Source organism: Streptomyces sp. NPDC006314 (assembly GCF_040613075.1).
GTDB lineage: Bacteria > Actinomycetota > Actinomycetes > Streptomycetales > Streptomycetaceae > Streptomyces.
Genome location: NZ_JBEXRL010000002.1, coordinates 474,412 through 491,971 on the forward strand (window position 1 = coordinate 474,412; position 17,560 = coordinate 491,971).

At 69.9% G+C, this 17,560-nt stretch carries 18 protein-coding genes; 13 read left to right on the forward strand and 5 right to left on the reverse strand.

The features are described from left to right. The first annotated feature begins 28 nt into the window (after positions 1 to 28). The 5 genes from ABZ079_RS05290 to ABZ079_RS05310 all read left to right on the forward strand — a co-directional run bounded on the left by ABZ079_RS05290 (position 29) and on the right by ABZ079_RS05310 (position 5,027). Entirely contained in the window at positions 29 to 520 is a 492-nt protein-coding gene (locus ABZ079_RS05290) for a hypothetical protein (RefSeq protein WP_356938046.1), read from the forward strand. A gap of 86 nt (positions 521 to 606) precedes the next feature. Beyond that, the gene (locus ABZ079_RS05295) at positions 607 to 1,455 is read left to right on the forward strand and encodes a bifunctional DNA primase/polymerase (RefSeq protein ID WP_356938047.1); all 849 of its coding nucleotides are present in this window, start codon (positions 607 to 609) and stop codon (positions 1,453 to 1,455) included. A 2-nt stretch (positions 1,456 to 1,457) separates the two neighbouring features. After that, positions 1,458 to 2,933 carry an ATP-binding protein gene (locus tag ABZ079_RS05300; protein ID WP_356938048.1) on the forward strand — a complete coding sequence of 492 codons (1,476 nt, stop codon included), beginning with the start codon at positions 1,458 to 1,460 and terminating at the stop codon, positions 2,931 to 2,933. 500 nt (positions 2,934 to 3,433) lie between these two features. Further along, the gene (locus ABZ079_RS05305; RefSeq protein ID WP_356938049.1) at positions 3,434 to 3,673 is read left to right on the forward strand and encodes a helix-turn-helix domain-containing protein; all 240 of its coding nucleotides are present in this window, start codon (positions 3,434 to 3,436) and stop codon (positions 3,671 to 3,673) included. An 88-nt stretch (positions 3,674 to 3,761) separates the two neighbouring features. After that, positions 3,762 to 5,027 (forward strand): site-specific integrase, encoded by a 1,266-nt coding sequence (locus ABZ079_RS05310; protein WP_356938050.1) that lies wholly within the window; start codon positions 3,762 to 3,764, stop codon positions 5,025 to 5,027. Positions 5,028 to 5,177: 150 nt separating this feature from the next. On the opposite strand, the gene glnA is transcribed toward ABZ079_RS05310, so the two are convergent. After that, on the reverse strand, positions 5,178 to 6,587 hold the full coding sequence (gene glnA, locus ABZ079_RS05315) for a type I glutamate--ammonia ligase (RefSeq protein ID WP_356938051.1): 1,410 nt from the start codon (positions 6,585 to 6,587) through the stop codon (positions 5,178 to 5,180). A 209-nt stretch (positions 6,588 to 6,796) separates the two neighbouring features. Here glnA and ABZ079_RS05320 point away from each other — a divergent pair, with 209 nt between their 5' ends. After that, positions 6,797 to 7,264, forward strand: a complete 468-nt coding sequence (locus tag ABZ079_RS05320) for an RDD family protein (RefSeq protein WP_356938052.1) — start codon at positions 6,797 to 6,799, stop codon at positions 7,262 to 7,264. 92 nt (positions 7,265 to 7,356) lie between these two features. Here ABZ079_RS05320 and ABZ079_RS05325 read toward each other — a convergent pair whose 3' ends face one another. Beyond that, positions 7,357 to 9,003 carry an FAD-dependent monooxygenase gene (locus ABZ079_RS05325; protein ID WP_356938053.1) on the reverse strand — a complete coding sequence of 549 codons (1,647 nt, stop codon included), beginning with the start codon at positions 9,001 to 9,003 and terminating at the stop codon, positions 7,357 to 7,359. Between the two features lie 201 nt (positions 9,004 to 9,204). Between ABZ079_RS05325 and ABZ079_RS05330 the strand changes: the two genes are divergently transcribed. Genes ABZ079_RS05330 through ABZ079_RS05360 form a run of 7 tightly spaced genes read left to right on the forward strand, consistent with a single transcriptional unit; the run spans position 9,205 to position 14,383 of the window. After that, positions 9,205 to 10,290 carry a SchA/CurD-like domain-containing protein gene (locus ABZ079_RS05330; RefSeq protein ID WP_356938054.1) on the forward strand — a complete coding sequence of 362 codons (1,086 nt, stop codon included), beginning with the start codon at positions 9,205 to 9,207 and terminating at the stop codon, positions 10,288 to 10,290. A 35-nt stretch (positions 10,291 to 10,325) separates the two neighbouring features. Then, complete coding sequence (locus tag ABZ079_RS05335; protein WP_356938055.1) at positions 10,326 to 10,763, forward strand: cupin domain-containing protein; 438 nt, start codon at positions 10,326 to 10,328, stop codon at positions 10,761 to 10,763. After that, on the forward strand, positions 10,760 to 12,019 hold the full coding sequence (locus ABZ079_RS05340; protein ID WP_356938056.1) for a beta-ketoacyl-[acyl-carrier-protein] synthase family protein: 1,260 nt from the start codon (positions 10,760 to 10,762) through the stop codon (positions 12,017 to 12,019). Before ABZ079_RS05335 ends, ABZ079_RS05340 begins: the two co-directional genes overlap by 4 nt. 7 nt (positions 12,020 to 12,026) lie before the next feature. Beyond that, positions 12,027 to 13,271, forward strand: a complete 1,245-nt coding sequence (locus ABZ079_RS05345; protein WP_356938057.1) for a ketosynthase chain-length factor — start codon at positions 12,027 to 12,029, stop codon at positions 13,269 to 13,271. 22 nt (positions 13,272 to 13,293) lie between these two features. Then, the gene (locus ABZ079_RS05350) at positions 13,294 to 13,548 is read left to right on the forward strand and encodes an acyl carrier protein (protein ID WP_356938058.1); all 255 of its coding nucleotides are present in this window, start codon (positions 13,294 to 13,296) and stop codon (positions 13,546 to 13,548) included. Between the two features lies 1 nt (position 13,549). Beyond that, positions 13,550 to 14,029, forward strand: coding sequence for an SRPBCC family protein (locus tag ABZ079_RS05355; RefSeq protein ID WP_356938059.1), 480 nt, complete (start codon positions 13,550 to 13,552; stop codon positions 14,027 to 14,029). A 21-nt stretch (positions 14,030 to 14,050) separates the two neighbouring features. Next, positions 14,051 to 14,383 carry a TcmI family type II polyketide cyclase gene (locus ABZ079_RS05360; RefSeq protein ID WP_356938060.1) on the forward strand — a complete coding sequence of 111 codons (333 nt, stop codon included), beginning with the start codon at positions 14,051 to 14,053 and terminating at the stop codon, positions 14,381 to 14,383. Between the two features lie 77 nt (positions 14,384 to 14,460). Here the strand turns inward: ABZ079_RS05360 and ABZ079_RS05365 are convergent, their stop codons facing one another. The 3 genes from ABZ079_RS05365 to ABZ079_RS05375 all read right to left on the reverse strand — a co-directional run bounded on the left by ABZ079_RS05365 (position 14,461) and on the right by ABZ079_RS05375 (position 17,504). Continuing rightward, positions 14,461 to 15,525 carry a methyltransferase gene (locus tag ABZ079_RS05365; protein WP_356938061.1) on the reverse strand — a complete coding sequence of 355 codons (1,065 nt, stop codon included), beginning with the start codon at positions 15,523 to 15,525 and terminating at the stop codon, positions 14,461 to 14,463. Positions 15,526 to 15,568: 43 nt separating this feature from the next. Beyond that, positions 15,569 to 16,663 (reverse strand): right-handed parallel beta-helix repeat-containing protein, encoded by a 1,095-nt coding sequence (locus ABZ079_RS05370; RefSeq protein ID WP_356938062.1) that lies wholly within the window; start codon positions 16,661 to 16,663, stop codon positions 15,569 to 15,571. Positions 16,664 to 16,814: 151 nt separating this feature from the next. Continuing rightward, a complete protein-coding gene (locus tag ABZ079_RS05375) occupies positions 16,815 to 17,504 on the reverse strand; it encodes a DUF4191 domain-containing protein (RefSeq protein ID WP_356938063.1) in 690 nt (229 codons plus the stop codon). Positions 17,505 to 17,560: the final 56 nt, after the last annotated feature.

Sequence of the window (17,560 nt, forward strand, 5' to 3'; positions counted from 1 at the left end):
CCCAAACCACCTTCGGAAGGGATTCCGCATGCACGCCGACAACGCCCCCACCGGCGTCCTCCCGGACGCCGTGATGACCGAGGACGAGGCGGCCGTCGAGGCCCGGCGGATCATCGCAGATGCCTACCGGCCCGCCCCCCAGACGCCGACCGCCTACCGCGACGACACCCCGCTGCCCGCCCACGGCCCCACCCCGCCCGTCGCCCAGCCCGGCCGGCCGCCGATGAGCCAGGGCGCCAGCGACGCGAGCGTGCTCATGCTCGCCGGCGCCACCGCCACCACCATGGTCGGCGGCACGGCAGCCGTGCTCATGTACGTCTCCCAGTACGCCGATCCGCTCGTGTGCGGGCTCGTCTTCGGCGCCCCCACTGCTCTCCTGCTCGCGCTCGCCCGCCTGGTCAACCGGGCCAAGCCCGCCCCGGACATCCACCACCACTACGAGGGCCCCGTCCATCAGGACCGGCGCACCGTCCACACCCGCACAACCGGCGTGTGGGCCAAGACCAACAACCACCAGTAGCGACGCCAAGGGCGGCCCCCGTCTCGGCAAAGGTTGGGGCCGCCCTGGTCTCCAGCCCTCATCAGACCTGTTGGAGGTCTCCCAGCATGACCCAACAGACCCCCATCCGGCGAGTGGCGCTCACCCTCGCCGCTGACGGAGTGCCCGTGCTGCCGCTGCGGGCGGGCAAGCTGCCGTTCGGCAACTGCCCGGCCTGCGTCGACAACGCGTGTGGTGGCCGACCGAACATGAAGAGCCCCGGCCCCTGCACCTGCCCGCATCCCTGCCACGGCTGGGCCGCCGCCACCACCGACCCCCACACCCTCAGCTCACCGGCATGGGCGCGGGCGTGGCGTGACGCGGCGGCGGTGGCCTACCACCCCGGCGGTGCGGGCCTGACCGTGGTCGACCTCGACAACGCGGACGCCATCGCCTGGGCGCGCCGGACGCTGTCCGCCACCCGGACCGTGCCCACCACCCGGGGCGAGCACTGGATCTACCGGGGAACCATGCCGTCCTCGAACGCGGTCCGGCCCGGCGTCGACATCAAGTCCCTTATGCAGTACGCCCGTTGGCTCGGAAACGGCACAGGCGCCACGGCCGCTCTCCCGGCCGCTGTGCGCGCCCTGACAGTAAAGGAACCGACGCCCGCCCGCAGGGCGCCACAGAGCCTCACAGTGCCCCTCAGGGGCGGGCAGGGGCAGTGCCGCCACCGCACGCCCGCCTACTTGGAGCGGGGCATCGCCATGGCCGTACAGCGCATCACCGAGGCCCGCAGCGCGATCCACCACACCGTCTACCGCACGTTCCTCGCCGTGCTGTCGAGGCACGGCGGGTGCGGCTGCCTTACCGACGCCCACGTTGCCCGGCTGTTCGCCGCCGCGCAGGCCAAGGGCGAATCGGCCCGGCACTGCACCGACGCGTGGACCAACGCCCGTACCGCACTGGGGATGTGACCGTGTCCGAGGACGAGAAGACTCCGGCCCGCCAGATCATCACCGACTACGCGCAAGCGCACTTCCGGTACTTCCGCACCATCGACGGCACCGTCTACGCGCAGAAGAACGGCCACCCCGTCGCCCGCCCGATCCGCTCCCAGGGCACCACCGGCAGCCATCGCCAGGAACTCATGGTCGGCCTGTTCAAGGACGGGGTCGGCGTGTTCAACGGCACGGCACTCAAGGAGGCACTCGACTTGATCGAAGCACTCGCCCTGACCGAGGACGTCCAGCCCACCCATATCCGCGTCGCGCCCGGATTCGACGGAGCGACCTGGCTCGACCTGGGCCGCACCGACGGCCAGTCCGTCCGCATCCACCCCACCGGCTGGGACATCCGCACCCCCGACCCGCAGGAAGTCTGCTGGCGGCGCACCCAGCTCACCGGGGAACTTCCCCTGCCGGCCAAGGACACCAACGGCAAGGGCATCGACCTCCTGCTGCGCCTGTGCAACTTCGCCAGTGCCGAGACCGAGTGCCTGGCTCTGGCCTGGCTGATCGGCTGCCTGGAACCCTCCGTGCCCGTCCCCGCCCCCTTCCTCACCGGCCCCCAGGGGGCGGGCAAGTCCACCGGCGGCCGGATGCTCGTGCGGATCATCGAAGGGATGAGCGGCGACCTGCGCCGGGCCCCGAAGGACGAGGAGAACATGATTACGGCCGTTGCTGCCGGATGGGTCACCGCCTTGGACAACCTCTCCCATCTGCCCCCGGACCTGTCCGACCTCATGTGCTGCATCGTGACCGGTGCCGAGAGCATCAAGCGCGCGCTCTTCACCGACGGCGACGTCGTCCGCTCCCGCTACCGGCGCCCCATGCTGCTGACCGGTATCGACGTCGGCGTCATCCGGCCCGACCTCGCCGAACGCCTCCTCCCGCTCCGTCTCGTGCGGCCCCGGGTGCGGCGGACCGAGGCAGAGCTGTGGGCGGAGTACGCGGAGATCCTGCCCGTCGTCCTCGGCTCCCTGCTGGACCTGACGGTGAAGGTGCGGGCCGCCCAGGCGGACACCCCCACCGACCTGCGGATGGCCGACTTCGCCCACCTGTGCGCACAACTCGACGCGGCAACCGGCTTCGGCTCGCTGGCCGCATACCGGGCCAGCCTCGACGACCTCAACGACGACGTCATCGAAGGTGACCTGCTGGCTCAGACGGTCCTGAAGCACGCGGCCGGACTCGACGAGGGGACGGAAGTCCGCATGACGTCCTCGGAGTGGCTGCACTGCCTCACCACCCTCTACAGCGGTGAGGAGTGCCGTCCCCTGCCCAAGGGCTGGCCCACCACGGGCAAGGTCCTCTCCGACCGTCTCAAGCGGCTGCAACCAACCCTTGCCGCACGCGGCGTGCTCATCGACTGGGGACGCACCAGCGCCGCCCGCTACATCGAGATGACCCGCGCCGCCGCGCTCGCCCCCCACCAGCAGGAAGCGGCGTTCTGAGCCGCGCCGGCGCTCGGACAAGCAAGAGGAGCACCCCGGCCCGGCCGATGGTGCTCCTCTTGTTGTTCCGGCGGCGTGCCGCCGCATAGGCGTGCCGCTGCGCGGCTCCGTATTCGCGTCCTGAGCCGCGCCGCACCACCACAGATACCACCCCCTTTTTTTCCTAAGAGAAGAGCCCCTGCGTCACCCACGTCACCAGCCACCCGAACTCGGTCGCTGACCAGCGGCTACGACTGTGACGCAGACGGCCAAACCCAGCGTCACCCCCCGTCATCCGCGTCACAGGTGACAGAACCCCGCCCCGCCCTGTGACACGCCGCGGACTGCCCGCGTCACCGCATAACCGCAGGTCAGAACCACAAATGACGTGCGTGACGCGATGACGCAGAAATCCCCGCTTCGGACAGATGCAGGCTCCCGCCGCCTGCACGCCCCCGGCGCCCGAACCCACCGCAGGACACCTCACCCAACCCCATCCCGGACATGAGGAGTCACCACCCATGGCCAGCAAAGAGCCGACCGACCCGCGCGCGATCCTGCGCGGCGGACTCCCGGACTGCTACCTGACCCCGGAAGACCTGGTCGTCATGTTCAAGCTGCCGAGCGTCGAGACCGTCTACCAGTGGCGCCGCAAGCGCATCGGCCCGGCCGGCTTCCGCGTCGGCCGCTACCTCCGCTTCAACCCCGCCGCCGTACAGGCGTGGGAGGCCGAACGCACCGCCTTCGACGACGCGGCCTGAGCCTGCCGCACCCCGTACCACCCAACTTCCAGGGGAGGGCCACGCCCTGGCCCTCCCCGTCCCATGCCCAGAAGGGACCACGCCCCACATGGCAGGCCACATCCAAGACCGCTGGTACAAGACCGAGACCGCATCCAACGGCAAGACGATCAGGGCAAAGACCGACCGGTACGGCACGGGCTTGCGCTACCGGGCCCGCTACGTCGCCCCAGACGGAAGCGAACGCAGCAAGTCCTTCCCGGACAAACAGAAGCGACTCGCAGAGGCGTGGCTGACGCAGATCGCGGCTGACATGACCCGTGGCCAGTACGTCGACCCGTCGGCCGGCAAGGAGACGTTCAGGGAGTTCGCCACCCGGTGGCTGGCCTCCCAGACCACGGACCCTTCCACCATCGTGAATATGGAGCTGAGGTTTCGGCTGCACGCATTTCCGTACATCGGTTCTCGCTCCCTGAGCGCTTTCCAACCCGCCCATATCCGGACGTGGGCACGGACCCTCGCAGACTCCGGGATGGCAGCGTCGTATCAGCGGACCGTCTTCGCGAACGTCTCCGCTGTGTTCGGCGCCGCCGTAGACGACGGAGTTCTGGTCCGGAACCCTTGCCGTGCAGGCTCAGTGCGGGCACCCAAGCTGGATCGACGGAAGATCAAGCCGTGGACGCGTGACCGGGTGGTGGCCGTAAGGAACGGACTCCCGAGCCAGTACGCGACCGCCGTGGACGTCGGTGCCGGGTGTGGTTTGCGGCAGGGCGAGATTTTCGGGCTTGCTGTAGACGAAGTCGACTTCGTCGGGGGAACAGTGCACGTCGTGCGACAGGTCAAGCTGGTCGGCCCGCAGATGGTGTTCGCCCCGCCTAAGGGCGGCAAGCTGCGAGACGTTCCTCTGCCCGACGTGGTGTCGGATGCACTCGCCGCGCACATCACCCGTCGGCCCCCTATCGACGTCACCTTGCCGTGGAAGACCCCGGATGGGCCGCCGGTCACAGCGAAGCTGCTGTTCTACTCGCGGGAGCGTAAGGCGCTGAACAGGAACTACTTCAACATGTACCTGTGGAAGCCCGCCCTGATTACGGCCGGCGTCATCCCGGAACGGGTGCCTGGAGAGCGGTTCAAACCGTCGCGTGAGCACGGCATGCACGCCTTGCGGCACTACTACGCATCGGTGCTGCTGGACTCGGGGGAGAACATCAAGGCCCTGGCCGAGTACCTCGGTCACTCCGACCCGGGATTCACGCTCCGGACCTACACGCACCTCATGCCGAACAGTCGGGACCGTGCTCGTAGGGCCATCGACGCCGCGTTCGGCGTACCGGCTGCGGTCACCGACACCGGCGGAGCCGATGCGCTGATCTGAGCGGCGGCGGTGCCGTGGCTCGCGACCGTCATCCGCGGTACGGGGCCCAAAAAAAGGGCCGTCGGCCGTGCCCTTCCAGAAAGGAAGAACACGGCCGACGGCCCACACACGGCCCAGGGGAGCGGAAACCCGCTCTGACCTGGGGCGATATCACACGTCGAAGTACAGCTCGAACTCGTGCGGGTGCGGACGCAGCTGCAGCGGCGCGATCTCGTTGGTGCGCTTGAAGTCGATCCACGTCTCGATCAGGTCGGACGTGAAGACGTCACCCTGGAGGAGGAACTCGTGGTCGGCCTCGAGCGCGTCGAGGACGGCGTTCAGCGAGGTCGGGACCTGGGCGACGTTCGCGTGCTCCTCGGGAGCCAGCTCGTACAGGTCCTTGTCGATCGGCTCGGCCGGCTCGATCTTGTTCTTGATGCCGTCCAGACCCGCGAGGAGCAGGGCGGAGAAGGCCAGGTACGGGTTGCCGGAGGAGTCCGGGGCGCGGAACTCGACGCGCTTGGCCTTCGGGTTGGAGCCGGTGATCGGGATACGCATGGCCGCGGAGCGGTTGCGCTGCGAGTACACCAGGTTGATCGGCGCCTCGAAGCCCGGCACCAGACGGTGGTACGAGTTCACCGTCGGGTTGGTGAAGGCGAGCAGCGACGGGGCGTGCTTGAGGATGCCGCCGATGTAGTAGCGGGCGGTGTCCGACAGGCCCGCGTAGCCGGCCTCGTCGTAGAACAGCGGGTCGCCGTTGCTCCACAGCGACTGGTGCACGTGCATGCCCGAGCCGTTGTCACCGAAGATCGGCTTCGGCATGAAGGTCGCGGTCTTGCCGTTGCGCCAGGCCACGTTCTTCACGATGTACTTGAAGAGCTGCAGGTCGTCGGCGGCGGCGAGCAGGGTGTTGAACTTGTAGTTGATCTCCGCCTGGCCGGCGGTGCCCACCTCGTGGTGCTGGCGCTCGACCTTCAGGCCCTGCTTGTCCAGCTCCAGGGAGATCTCGGCGCGCAGGTCGGCGAAGTGGTCGACCGGCGGGACCGGGAAGTAGCCGCCCTTGTAGCGGACCTTGTACCCACGGTTGTCCTCGAGGGCGCCGGTGTTCCAGGCACCCGCCTCGGAGTCGATGTGGTAGAAGGACTCGTTCGCGCTGGTCGCGAAGCGCACGGAGTCGAAGACGTAGAACTCGGCCTCGGGACCGAAGTACGCGGTGTCCGCGATACCGGTCGAGGCGAGGTAGGCCTCCGCCTTCTTCGCCACGTTGCGCGGGTCACGGGAGTACTGCTCGCCCGTGATCGGGTCGTGGATGAAGAAGTTGATGTTGAGGGTCTTGTCGCGGCGGAACGGGTCCACACGGGCGGTGGACAGGTCGGCACGCAGAGCCATGTCGGACTCGTGGATGGCCTGGAAACCACGGATCGACGATCCGTCGAAGGCCAGCTCCTCGTCCGGGTCGAACGCCTCAACGGGCACCGTGAAGTGCTGCATGACGCCCGGCAGGTCGCAGAATCGGACGTCGACGAACTTGACGTCCTCGTCCGCGATGAACTTCTTGGCCTCGTCGGCGTTCTGGAACATCCAGCTCCTCCTACTCCCGACCGTCCTCGCCGGGGTGGTAGATCGTTCGTGCGGCCAGTGCGGTGGCACACGCTGGTCTCGACCCTAGGGATGGGTGATTTCTCGGGCGTGACCCGTTTGTTTCGCAGAAGTTAACGGCCACCTGTCCACCGTAGCCCCGACACACCCCTCGGTGTAGTGCCCGAAACCGGGCACAGTACCGTGGACGGGTGGACAACAGGCAGGCAATCGGATCGTGGCTCTCCGGGCCGCGCGCGGCCATGGAAGAGGCCGGTGCGGACTTCGGATACCGGGGCGAGCGGCTGGGTCTCCCGGAGGAGGGGCCGAACTCGATCGCCCGGCCCGGACGGCGGCTCGGCGCACTCGCCGTGGACTGGGCGCTGTGCGTCCTGATCGCATACGGTCTGATCACCGACGGCTACACCCCCGCTACGAGCAACTGGGCGCTCGGCGTCTTCTTCGTCCTGAGCGTCCTGACCGTCGGCACGGTCGGCTTCACCCCGGGCAAGCGCCTCTTCGGCATCCGGGTCCTGGCCCTGGAGACCGGCACGGTCAGCCCGATGCGCTCCCTGCTGCGCACGGTCCTGCTCTGCCTCGCGATCCCGGCCCTGATCTGGGACCGGGACGGCCGCGGCCTGCACGACCGGCTCGCGAAGACGGTCGAAGTACGGATCTAGGGGCCCAGGAAGCAGGCCGGCTGACGGGCCAAGGCCACCCGCACCGCCCGGGGCGGGTAGGGCCTTCGCGTGTTTCAGGCGGGTGAACCGGTTCAGCGGGTCCGAAGGACCGCCGCCAGCACCTCCCGCAGCCCGGCCTCGGGATCCGGTACGGCCCCGGGCGAGCGCCAGGCCACGAACCCGTCGGGCCGTACCAGTACCGCCCCGTCGGCCGCCGTGCCGTGGACCGCCGCCCAGTCGTCGCCCTCCGCGTCGTACGCCAGATCGGCATCCGCCCCCGCACCGATCCGGTACGTGTCCAGCCGTACGCCGTCCGTGTCGGCGATGCGGCGGGCGGCGGCCTGCCAGGCGGCGCCCGCGCCGGACCCGCCGCCGCTGAGCAGCACCAGTGACCGCTCGTAGAGATCGAGGGTGGAGAGCCGTTCGCCCGCGCGGCGCAGCCACATGTGCGGGGCCCGGCTGCCCGGCTCTCCGGTCAGGCGCATCCCCTCGGGTACGACCGGCTGGGACGGGTCGGTGCCCACGACGGCGCCCTCCGGGTAGCGGTAGCCGAGGACGATGTTGAGGATGCCGCCGCGCCTGCCGCCGCCGATGCCGGGGGCCGGGGCGAAACCGGGGTGGCTGTGTTCCACGGAGCGGGCCGAGGCACGGGCGCTGGTGGCCAGGGCGACGGGCCGGCGCTCGGCGTCATACGTCTCCAGCAGTCCCGGTCCGGCCCAGCCGTCGAGGACGGCGGCCAGCTTCCAGGCCAGGTTGTGGGCATCCTGGATGCCCGTGTTGGAGCCGAACGCGCCCGTCGGGGACATCTCGTGGGCGGAGTCGCCGGCGAGGAAGACCCGGTCGGCGGCATACCGTTCGGCGACGCGTTCGGCGGCGCGCCAGGACGCCTTTCCGGTGATCTCGACGTCGAGGTCGGGAACGCCGACGGCGTGGCGGATGTGCCGCTGGAGCCGTTCCTCGGTGAACTCCGGCAGCGTCTCCCCGTTTTCCGGGTGCCAGGGGGCGTGGAAGACCCAGTTCTCCTTGTTGTCGACGGGCAGCAGCGCGCCGTCGGCCCCGGGGTCGGTGAGGTAGCAGCAGATGAAACGCCGCTCGCCGACGACATCGGCGAGCAGCTTGGAGCGGAAGGTGACGCTCACGTTGGCGAAGAGGTCGCCGGGTCCGCTCTGCCCGATGCCGAGCCGCCCCCGGATGGGGCTGCGCGGGCCGTCGGCCGCGACCAGGTAGTCCGCGCGGACCGTGTAGAGCCTGTCGCTGTCGCGGTCCCGGACGTACCCCGTCACTCCTTCGGGGTCCTGTTCGAACGACTCCAGCTCGTGGAAGTACCGGAGGTCACCGCCGAGCGCGCGGGCCCCCTTCAGCAGCACCGGTTCCAGGTCGTTCTGGCTGCACAGGCACCACCCCGTGGGGCTGAACCTGGCGAGGCCGCCGCCGGGGTCGATCTCCTTGAACAGCCACTCGCCGGCGTCGCCGACCAGGGTCGGGGTCTGCAGGATGCCGTGGTTGTCCGCGAGGAGCGAGGCCGCCGACTTGATGTCCGGCTCGACGCCGGCCACCCGGAACAGCTCCATCGTCCGCACGTTGTTGCCGCGGCCGCGCGGATGGATCGAGGTTCCGGAGTGCCGCTCCACGAGCATGTGGCGTACGCCGAGACGGCCCAGGAACAGGGACAGGGACAGGCCCACCAGAGAGCCGCCCACGACGAGGACGGGAACCTGGTGATCGGCTTTCTGCTGCATCAAGGACTCCTGAGGCAGGGGTGGGGGTGCGGGGCGTGTTGGAGTTTCCATGCCCTCTGGGAGGGCTTCCGCGTGCTCAATCACCCACGTGGTTCACGCGAGTCGCGCGCATCGGGGGACCGGCACAGGATCAAAAGGCGCTGACGTCGCGTCATCGGCGGCCGGCGTTCGCCTCTGCCCCCCGTGAAGGAGATGTGCGCAGTGACCACCACATCGCAAAAGGTCTCGCAGCAGTTGACGCGACAGGCGTCGAAGCGGGTCTCCCAATCCGTGTTCGACGGCTCCCGCCTCCGGGTCGTCCTGCTGGTGGACGTACACGACGGCGCCCAGCAGCAGTTCCTGGAGGCCTACGAGCAACTGTGCAACCAGGTCGCGTCGGTGCCCGGCCACGTCAGCGACCAGCTCTGCCAGTCGATCGAGAACCCCTCCCAATGGCTCATCACCAGTGAGTGGGAGAGCGCACCGCCGTTCCTCGCCTGGGTGAACAGCGAGGAGCACGTGCGGATGGTGGAACCACTGCACAGCTGCGTGCGGGACACCCGCTCGCTGCGCTTCCACATCGTCCGCGAGACGGGCGGCGACGCGGCCTCGGCCTCGGCGGCACAGCGCCGGCTCCAGGCGTCCCCGCGGATCGGCGACGGTGTGATCCGGCACGCGCTCACCTTCACGGTCAAGCCGGGCAGCGAGCCGGAGGTCGCGAAGATCCTCGCGAACTACGCCTCGCCCAAGGCGCGGGTCGACGAGACCACCCGTCTGGTGCGCACCTCCCTGTTCATGCACGGCAACCGGGTCGTACGGGCCATCGAGGTCCGCGGCGACCTGATGGCGGCGCTGCGCCACGTCGCCCGGCAGCCCGAGGTACGGGCCGTCGAGGAGGCCATCAACCCCTACCTGGAGCAGGAGCGGGACCTGGACGACCAGGAGTCCGCCCGCGTGTTCTTCACCCGGGCGGCGCTGCCGGCCGTGCATCACGTCAACGCGGACGAACGGCCCGAGGGCGAGCGGCACGCGCTGTACTACCCGGCCCGGCCGGGCCGCGGGATGCAGCTGGCCGAGCTGCTCGCCCGGCAGGACGAGGAGGCGGCGGACGACCCGGGCAGCCCGGTCCTGCGCAGCACGATCTTCCAGCGTGACGACGTCGTCGTACGGCTGATCGACGTACGCCCCGGCCCGGGGGCCGACGCCGCGCTGCCGAGGTCCGGTTCCCAGGCCCCGCTGAAGGCCCTGCTGGACGGCGACGCCGTCCGCATGGAGCTCATCACCGACCGCCGCTCGCCGGACGCCTGACCCCGTCAGGCGCAGCACACCCACGGAGGAACGTCGTGATCAAACCCCTTCCGAAGATCGTGGACCTCAGCGAGGTCGAGCCGAACACCCGGCGCGGCGGCGATCTGCGCGCCATGCTCACCCCGGCCACGGTGGGCTCCACCAGCGGTTTCATGGGCGTGGCCATCGTGCAGCCCGGCGACCGCATCGGTGAGCACTACCACCCCTACTCCGAGGAGTTCGTGTACGTCCTGTGCGGGCAGCTGGAGGTGGACCTGGACGGCGAGCCGCACCCGCTCCGGCCGGAGCAGGGGCTGATGATCCCCATCAACATGCGGCACCGGTTCCGCAATGTGGGCAACGTGGAGGCGCGCATCGTCTTCCACCTGGGTCCGCTGGCCCCGCGCCCGAACCTGGGCCACGTCGACACGGAGGAGACGGAGCCCGTCACCGTCGCCGCCGAGCCGGCCGGCCGGGGGCAGGTCCGTTCATGACCCGGCGCGTGGCGGTCACCGGCATAGGCATCGTGGCTCCGGGCGGGATCGGCGTACCGGCGTTCTGGAATCTGCTCGCCGAAGGCCGTACCGCGACGCGGGGCATCACCTTCTTCGACCCGACCGGGCTGCGGTCGCGGATCGCCGCCGAGTGCGACTTCGATCCCGTCGCGCACGGCCTGGACACCGAGCAGGTCGAACGGGCGGATCGGTACATACAGTTCGCCCTGGTCGCCGGCGCCGAGGCGGTACGGGATTCCGGTCTCGACCTGGCCCGGGAGGACCCCTGGCGGGTCGGGGTCTCCCTGGGCACCGCCGTCGGCGGCACCACCCGGCTGGAGCACGACTACGTCCTGGTCAGCCATCACGGGCAGCGCTGGGACGTCGACCACACCGAGGCGGAGCCCCAGCTGCACCGGGCGTTCTCGCCGAGCACCGTGGCCTCCGCGGTGGCGGAACGTTTCGGTGCCCATGGTCCCGTGCAGACCGTGTCCACCGGCTGCACCTCCGGCCTGGATGCGGTCGGGTACGCCTTCCACACCGTCCAGGAAGGCCGGGCCGACATCTGCATCGCGGGCGCCTCGGACTCCCCGATCTCCCCGATCACCATGGCCTGCTTCGACGCGATCAAGGCCACGTCCCCGAACAACGACGACCCCGCGCACGCCTCCCGGCCCTTCGACAACAACCGTGACGGCTTCGTCATGGGCGAGGGCGGCGCGGTGCTCGTCCTGGAGGAACTGGAGCACGCCCGGGCCCGCGGTGCCCACGTGTACTGCGAGTTCGGCGGCTACGCCACCTTCGGCAACGCCTACCACATGACCGGTCTGACCAAGGAGGGACTGGAGATGGCACGGGCCATCGAGACCGCCCTCGACCAGGCACGGCTCGACCCGACGGCGATCGACTACGTCAACGCGCACGGCTCCGGCACCCGGCAGAACGACCGCCACGAGACGGCGGCCGTGAAGCGGGCGCTCGGCCACCACGCCTACGACACCCCGATGAGCTCCATCAAGTCCATGGTGGGGCACTCCCTCGGGGCGATCGGCGCCATCGAACTGGTCGCCTGCGTGCTGGCCCTGGCCAAGCAGGTCGTACCGCCGACCGCGAACTACGAGATCCCCGACCCCGAGTGCGACCTGGACTACGTCCCGCGGGTCGCCCGCGAACAGAAGCTGACCAGCGTGCTGTCCGTGGGCAGCGGATTCGGCGGCTTCCAGTCCGCGGTGATCCTGACCCGGCCGAGGGAGTGAGGACACGATGAGCGAACCACAGGACCGGCGTGCGGCCGTCACCGGCATCGGCGTGGTCGCGCCCAACGGCACCAGCACCGACACCTTCTGGAAGGCCACCCAAGAGGGCCTCAGCGTCCTCGACCGGATCACCCGCGAGGGCTGCGAGCACCTTCCCCTGAAGGTGGCCGGTGAGGTCCGCGCCTTCGATCCGGCCGCGACGATCGAGGAGCGCTTCCTCGTCCAGACCGACCGGTTCACGCACTACGCCATGGCCGCGGCCGACTTCGCGCTGGAGGACGCCCGGCTCCGGCAGGCCGACACGCCCGACGCACCGTACTCCATCGGCGTGGTCACCGCCGCCGGGTCCGGCGGCGGTGAGTTCGGCCAGCGCGAGCTGCAGCGGCTGTGGGGCAAGGGCAGCCGGTTCGTGGGCCCCTACCAGTCCATCGCCTGGTTCTACGCCGCGAGCACCGGCCAGGTCTCCATCCGCCGCGGCTTCAAGGGGCCCTGCTCGGTCGTCGCCTCCGACGAGGCCGGCGGCCTGGACGCCCTCGCGCACGCGGCACGGGCGGTGCGACGCGGCACCGACGTGATAGTGGCCGGCTCCACCGAGGCACCGCTCGCGCCGTACTCGATGGTCTGCCAGCTCGGTTACGAGGAGCTGAGCCGCGAGGCGGACCCGTCCCGGGCGTACCGTCCGTTCACGGAGGCGGCGTGCGGGTTCGTGCCGGCCGAGGGCGGCGCGATGCTCGTGGTGGAGGCGGCGTGCGCCGCCCGCGCACGCGGTGCCGAGATCCGGGCCGTCGTGGCGGGTCACGCGGCCACCTTCACCGGCGCCTCACGCTGGGCGGAGACCCGCGAGGGCCTCGCCCACGCCATCCGGCAGGCCCTTTCGGAGGCCGACTGCGCCCCGGAGGAGGTCGACGTGGTCTTCGCCGACGCCCTCGGGGTGCCGGCGGCGGACCGCGCCGAGGCGCTGGCACTCGCCGACGCCCTCGGCGGGCACGGCACCCGGGTGCCGGTCACGGCGCCGAAGACCGGAATCGGCCGGGGGTACTGCGCGGCCCCCGTCCTGGACACCGCGGCGGCCGTGCTCGCGATGGAACACGGCCTGATCCCACCGACGCCGAACGTCTTCGGCGTCTGCCACGACCTCGACCTCGTGACCGGCCGCGCCCGGGTCGCCGAAGTGCGGACGGCACTGGTCCTCAGCCGGGGACTCATGGGGTCGAACTCGGCGCTGGTGCTACGGCACGGCGCCGCGCAGTGAGCACAGCAAAGGAGGAAAGCACATGCCCCAGATCACCGTGGAAGAACTCGCCGCGCTGATGAAGAAGGCCGCCGGGGTGACCGTCAGCCCGCAGCAGCTCCAGGAGAAGCCGGACACCGGATTCGACGTCCTCGGCATCGACTCGCTGGGCCTGCTCGGCATCGTCGGCGAGCTGGAGAACGCGCACGGCACCCCGATGCCGGTCGACGCGGAGCGCTGCAAGACGCCCCAGCAGTTCCTCGACCTCGTCAACTCCACCCTGATGGCAGGAGCCTGAGATGGCAGGACACACCCAGAACGAGATCACCATCGCCGCCCCGCTGGACCTGGTCTGGGACATGACCAACGACCTGGAGCGGTGGCCGCAGCTGTTCACCGAGTACGCGTCGGTGGAGATCCTCAAGCGGGAGGGCAAGAAGACGACGTTCCGGCTGACCATGCACCCGGACGACAACGGCACGGTCTGGAGCTGGGTCTCCGAGCGCGAGCCGGACCGCGACAGCCTCACCGTCAAGGCGCGCCGGGTCGAGACCGGGCCCTTCGCCCACATGGACATCCACTGGCGGTACGAGGAGGTCCCCGCCGGCACCCGGATGGTCTGGACGCAGGACTTCGCGATGAAGCCGGACGCGCCCGTCGACGACGCCTGGATGACCGACAACATCAACAAGAACTCCAAGATCCAGATGGCTCTGATCCGGGACAAGATCGAGAAGGCGGCCACCGGTCACCGGCCCGCCCCGGCCCTGGCCGACTGAGCCGGACGACAGGAGAAGACCGTGCACCAGGCCCTGATCGTCGCCCGCATGGCCCCGGGTTCCGCCCCCGACATCGCCAAGGTGTTCGCCGAGTCCGACCGGGGAGAGCTGCCGCACCTCGTCGGCGTCGTCCGGCGCAGCCTCTTCCAGTTCGGCGATGTGTACATGCACCTCATCGAGTCGGAGCGCGAGCCGGGACCGGCGATCGCCAAGGTCACCTCGCACCCGGAGTTCAAGGAGGTCAGCGAGCGCCTCTCGGCGTACGTCAGTGCGTACGACCCGGAGACCTGGCGGTCACCGAAGGACGCGATGGCGCAGCGCTTCTACCTCTGGGAGCGCGACGCCGGCGTCTGAACCCCGTCCGGCCACCGGTGCCGGGCCCGCGTCCGACGCGGGCCCGGCACCGGTGTTTCTCCGGGGGGAGTCTTCGATTACGCGGTGACCGTGCAGTCGAACGCGTGCAGGTAGGGGTTGACCGGCCGGATGTCGCCGATGGTCAGGCCCGCGGCCCTGAGCCGCCCGACCATGCTGTCGGTGGTGTGCTTGGCCCCGCCGACGTTCAGCAGCAGCAGCAGGTCCATGGCGGTGCTGAAGCGCATCGACGGGGTGTCGTCGACGAGGTTCTCGATGACGACGACCCGCGTGCCGGGCCCACCCGCCTCGACGACGTTGCGCAGCAGTCTGGCCGTGGACTCGTCGTCCCACTCCAGGATGTTCTTGATGATGTAGACGTCGGCCTTGACCGGGACGGACACACGGACGTCGCCGGGCACGATGCGCGCCCGGTCGGCGAGGTCGCCGCCCGGCCGCAGCCGCGGCACGGCGTTCTCCACCACCCGCGGCAGATCGAGCAGGAAGCCCTGCATCGCCGGATACTTGTCCAGCAGACTCGCCACCACGTGCCCCTGCCCGCCGCCGAGGTCCGCGACGGACGAACTGCCGGACAGGTCCAGCAGCGCGGCGACATCGCGTGCCGACTGCTCGCTGGAGGTCGTCATCGCGCGGTTGAAGACGTCGGCCGACTCCGGGGCGTCCTCGTTCAGGTAGACGAAGAACTCCTTGCCGTAGAGGTCCTCGACGACGTTCCTGCCGGTGCGCACGGCCTCGTCCAGCTTCGGCCAGGCGTCCCAGGTCCACGGCTCGGTGCACCACAGGGAGATGTACCGCAGGCTGTTCGGGTCGTCCTCGCGCAGCAGCCGGGACATGTCGGTGTGGGCGAAGGTCCCGTCGGGCCGCTCGGCGAAGACGCCGTAGCAGGACAGGGCGCGCAGCAGCCGGCGCAGCGGCTTCGGCTCGGTCCTCACCGCGGCCGCGAGGTGCTCCACGGTCATGGGGGCGTCCCCGAGCGCGTCGGCGAGGCCCAGCCGGGCGGCCGCGCGGACGGCGGCGGCACATGCCGCCCCGAACACGAGCTCTCTCAGCCGCATCGACGGCGGAGGGGGTGGGGGTGCCCCCTGCTCGAGGGGAGCCGAGAGCTCGGGGGATGGTGCGGTCATGTGCCGCCTTCCTTCCTTGCGTGAGTGAGGTACGGCCGTCCGGTCAGCACAGACCCGCGGGCTTGGAGGCCCGGCAGGAGTTGTGGTCGAAGGCGTTGCCGCTCTTGGCGGCTTCCTGGTTGACGAGATCCGCCGGGGAGTTGTTCTCCAGGCGGTTGCCGGTGATCCGGTTCCGCTCGCTCGTGACACCCACGAAGCTCTTGAACAGGACGATGCCACCCGACAGCGGGGACTTGCCCGAGTGGCCGGTGACCACGTTCTGTGTGACCAGGGTCTTCTCGGTGCCGGTCAGCACGATGCCGGAGCCCTGCAGATAGGGCAGCCGGGCGGTCTTCGCGCAGTACTTGTTGTTGCGCTCGACGCGGTTGCCGCTGACGGTCAGGGCACCCGCCTTCGGCTTGTTCTCGTCGCCGACGACGAACACACCCGCGCAGTTGCCGGTGAGGTAGTTGCCCGTGACGGCAAGGTTCCGCAGCCGGCGGACGGTGATGCCGATCCGGTTGTTCGTGAGGCGGTTCCACTCGATCACGGCGCCGTTGCTGTTCATGGCGCCTTCCTCGGCCTTCACGTTGTTGGCCAGGAACAGGCCCGCGTCACCGTTGCCCCGGGCGGTGTTGCCCCGGAAGACGCCGCGGGTGGAGTGCTCCTGGGCGATGCCCCACTGCCCGTTGTCGTCGGCGGTCACCCGCTGCACGGTCAGGTGGTCGGTCCCCATGGACCACAGGCCGGTGGTGGAGAAGCCGGTCACCCTCAGGTCGGCGACGGTGACATCCGGGAGGGCCTTGTCCTTCCCGCCGACCACGCAGATTCCGTTGCCGCTCTCGAGACAGCTGACGGAAGCCTTTCGGGTGCCCGGTGCGGTCTTCTTCGGGGCCGTCTTCCGGACCGGCGTGATCACCGTGCGGTCACCCACGCCGCGCAGGGTCAGTCGCGGCGTTCGCACCGTGATGCTCTCGTGGTAGGTGCCGGCCAGCACGAGCACTGTGTCGCCCGGCCGGGCGGCGTTCACCGCCTTCTGGATCGACTCACCCGGCCGCACCACGTGGAAACGGTGGGCGGCCGATGCCGGGGCGGTACCGACGAGCGCGCCGAGGAGCGCCGTCGTGCATGCGAGGTACGTAATATGGCGTTTCGTCACATTGCGAAGGCTAGGAGCGAATGAGCCGATTACCGGCCGGATGCTCCGTTCGGCGGCGTGTCATGGAAAAGAGCGGCGCCCACCTGCGCCGGACAGCAGTCCGGGGCAGGTGGGCGCCGCGTCTTCGATCCCCGCGTCACCCGACCGGGGCTCAGCGGCCCTTCGGCATCCGCATGCCCTTGGGCATGGGGCCCTTGGGCAGCGGCATGTTGCTCATCAGGTCGCCCAGGGCGCGCAGCCGGTCGTTGGTGGCCGTCACCTGGGGGCCGGTCAGCACGCGCGGGAACTTGAGCATGGTCGTGCGCAGCTTCTTCAGCTCGACCTGGCCCTCGCCGTTGCCGACGATCAGGTCGTGCACCGGTACGTCCGCGACGATACGGTTCATCTTCTTCTTCTCGGCGGCCAGCAGGCTCTTCACCCGGTTCGGGTTGCCCTCGGCGACCAGCACGATGCCGGCCTTCCCGACCGCCCGGTGCACCACGTCCTGGCTGCGGTTCATCGCCACCGCCGGAGTGGTCGTCCAGCCCCGGCCGATGTTGTCCAGCACGGCCGCCGCCGCGCCCGGCTGACCCTCCATCTGGCCGAAGGCGGCCCGCTCGGCCCGGCGGCCGAACACGATCGCCGTCGCCAGCAGGGCGATCAGCAGTCCGAAGACGCCCAGATAGATCGGGTGGTCGATCAAGAAGCCGATCGCGAGGAAGACACCGAGGGTGCCGATGCCGACGGCCGCGAGTACAAGGCCGATCTTCTTGTCGGCCTTGCGGGTCATCTTGTACGTGAGGGCGATCTGCTTCAGTCGCCCTGCGTTCGCGGCGTCCGCCGCGGTTTCCTTCCTCGCCATGCCACGAAGTCTACGTGGCTCCCGGAGCGCCGACGACGGCAGTGCCCGGCGGTAAG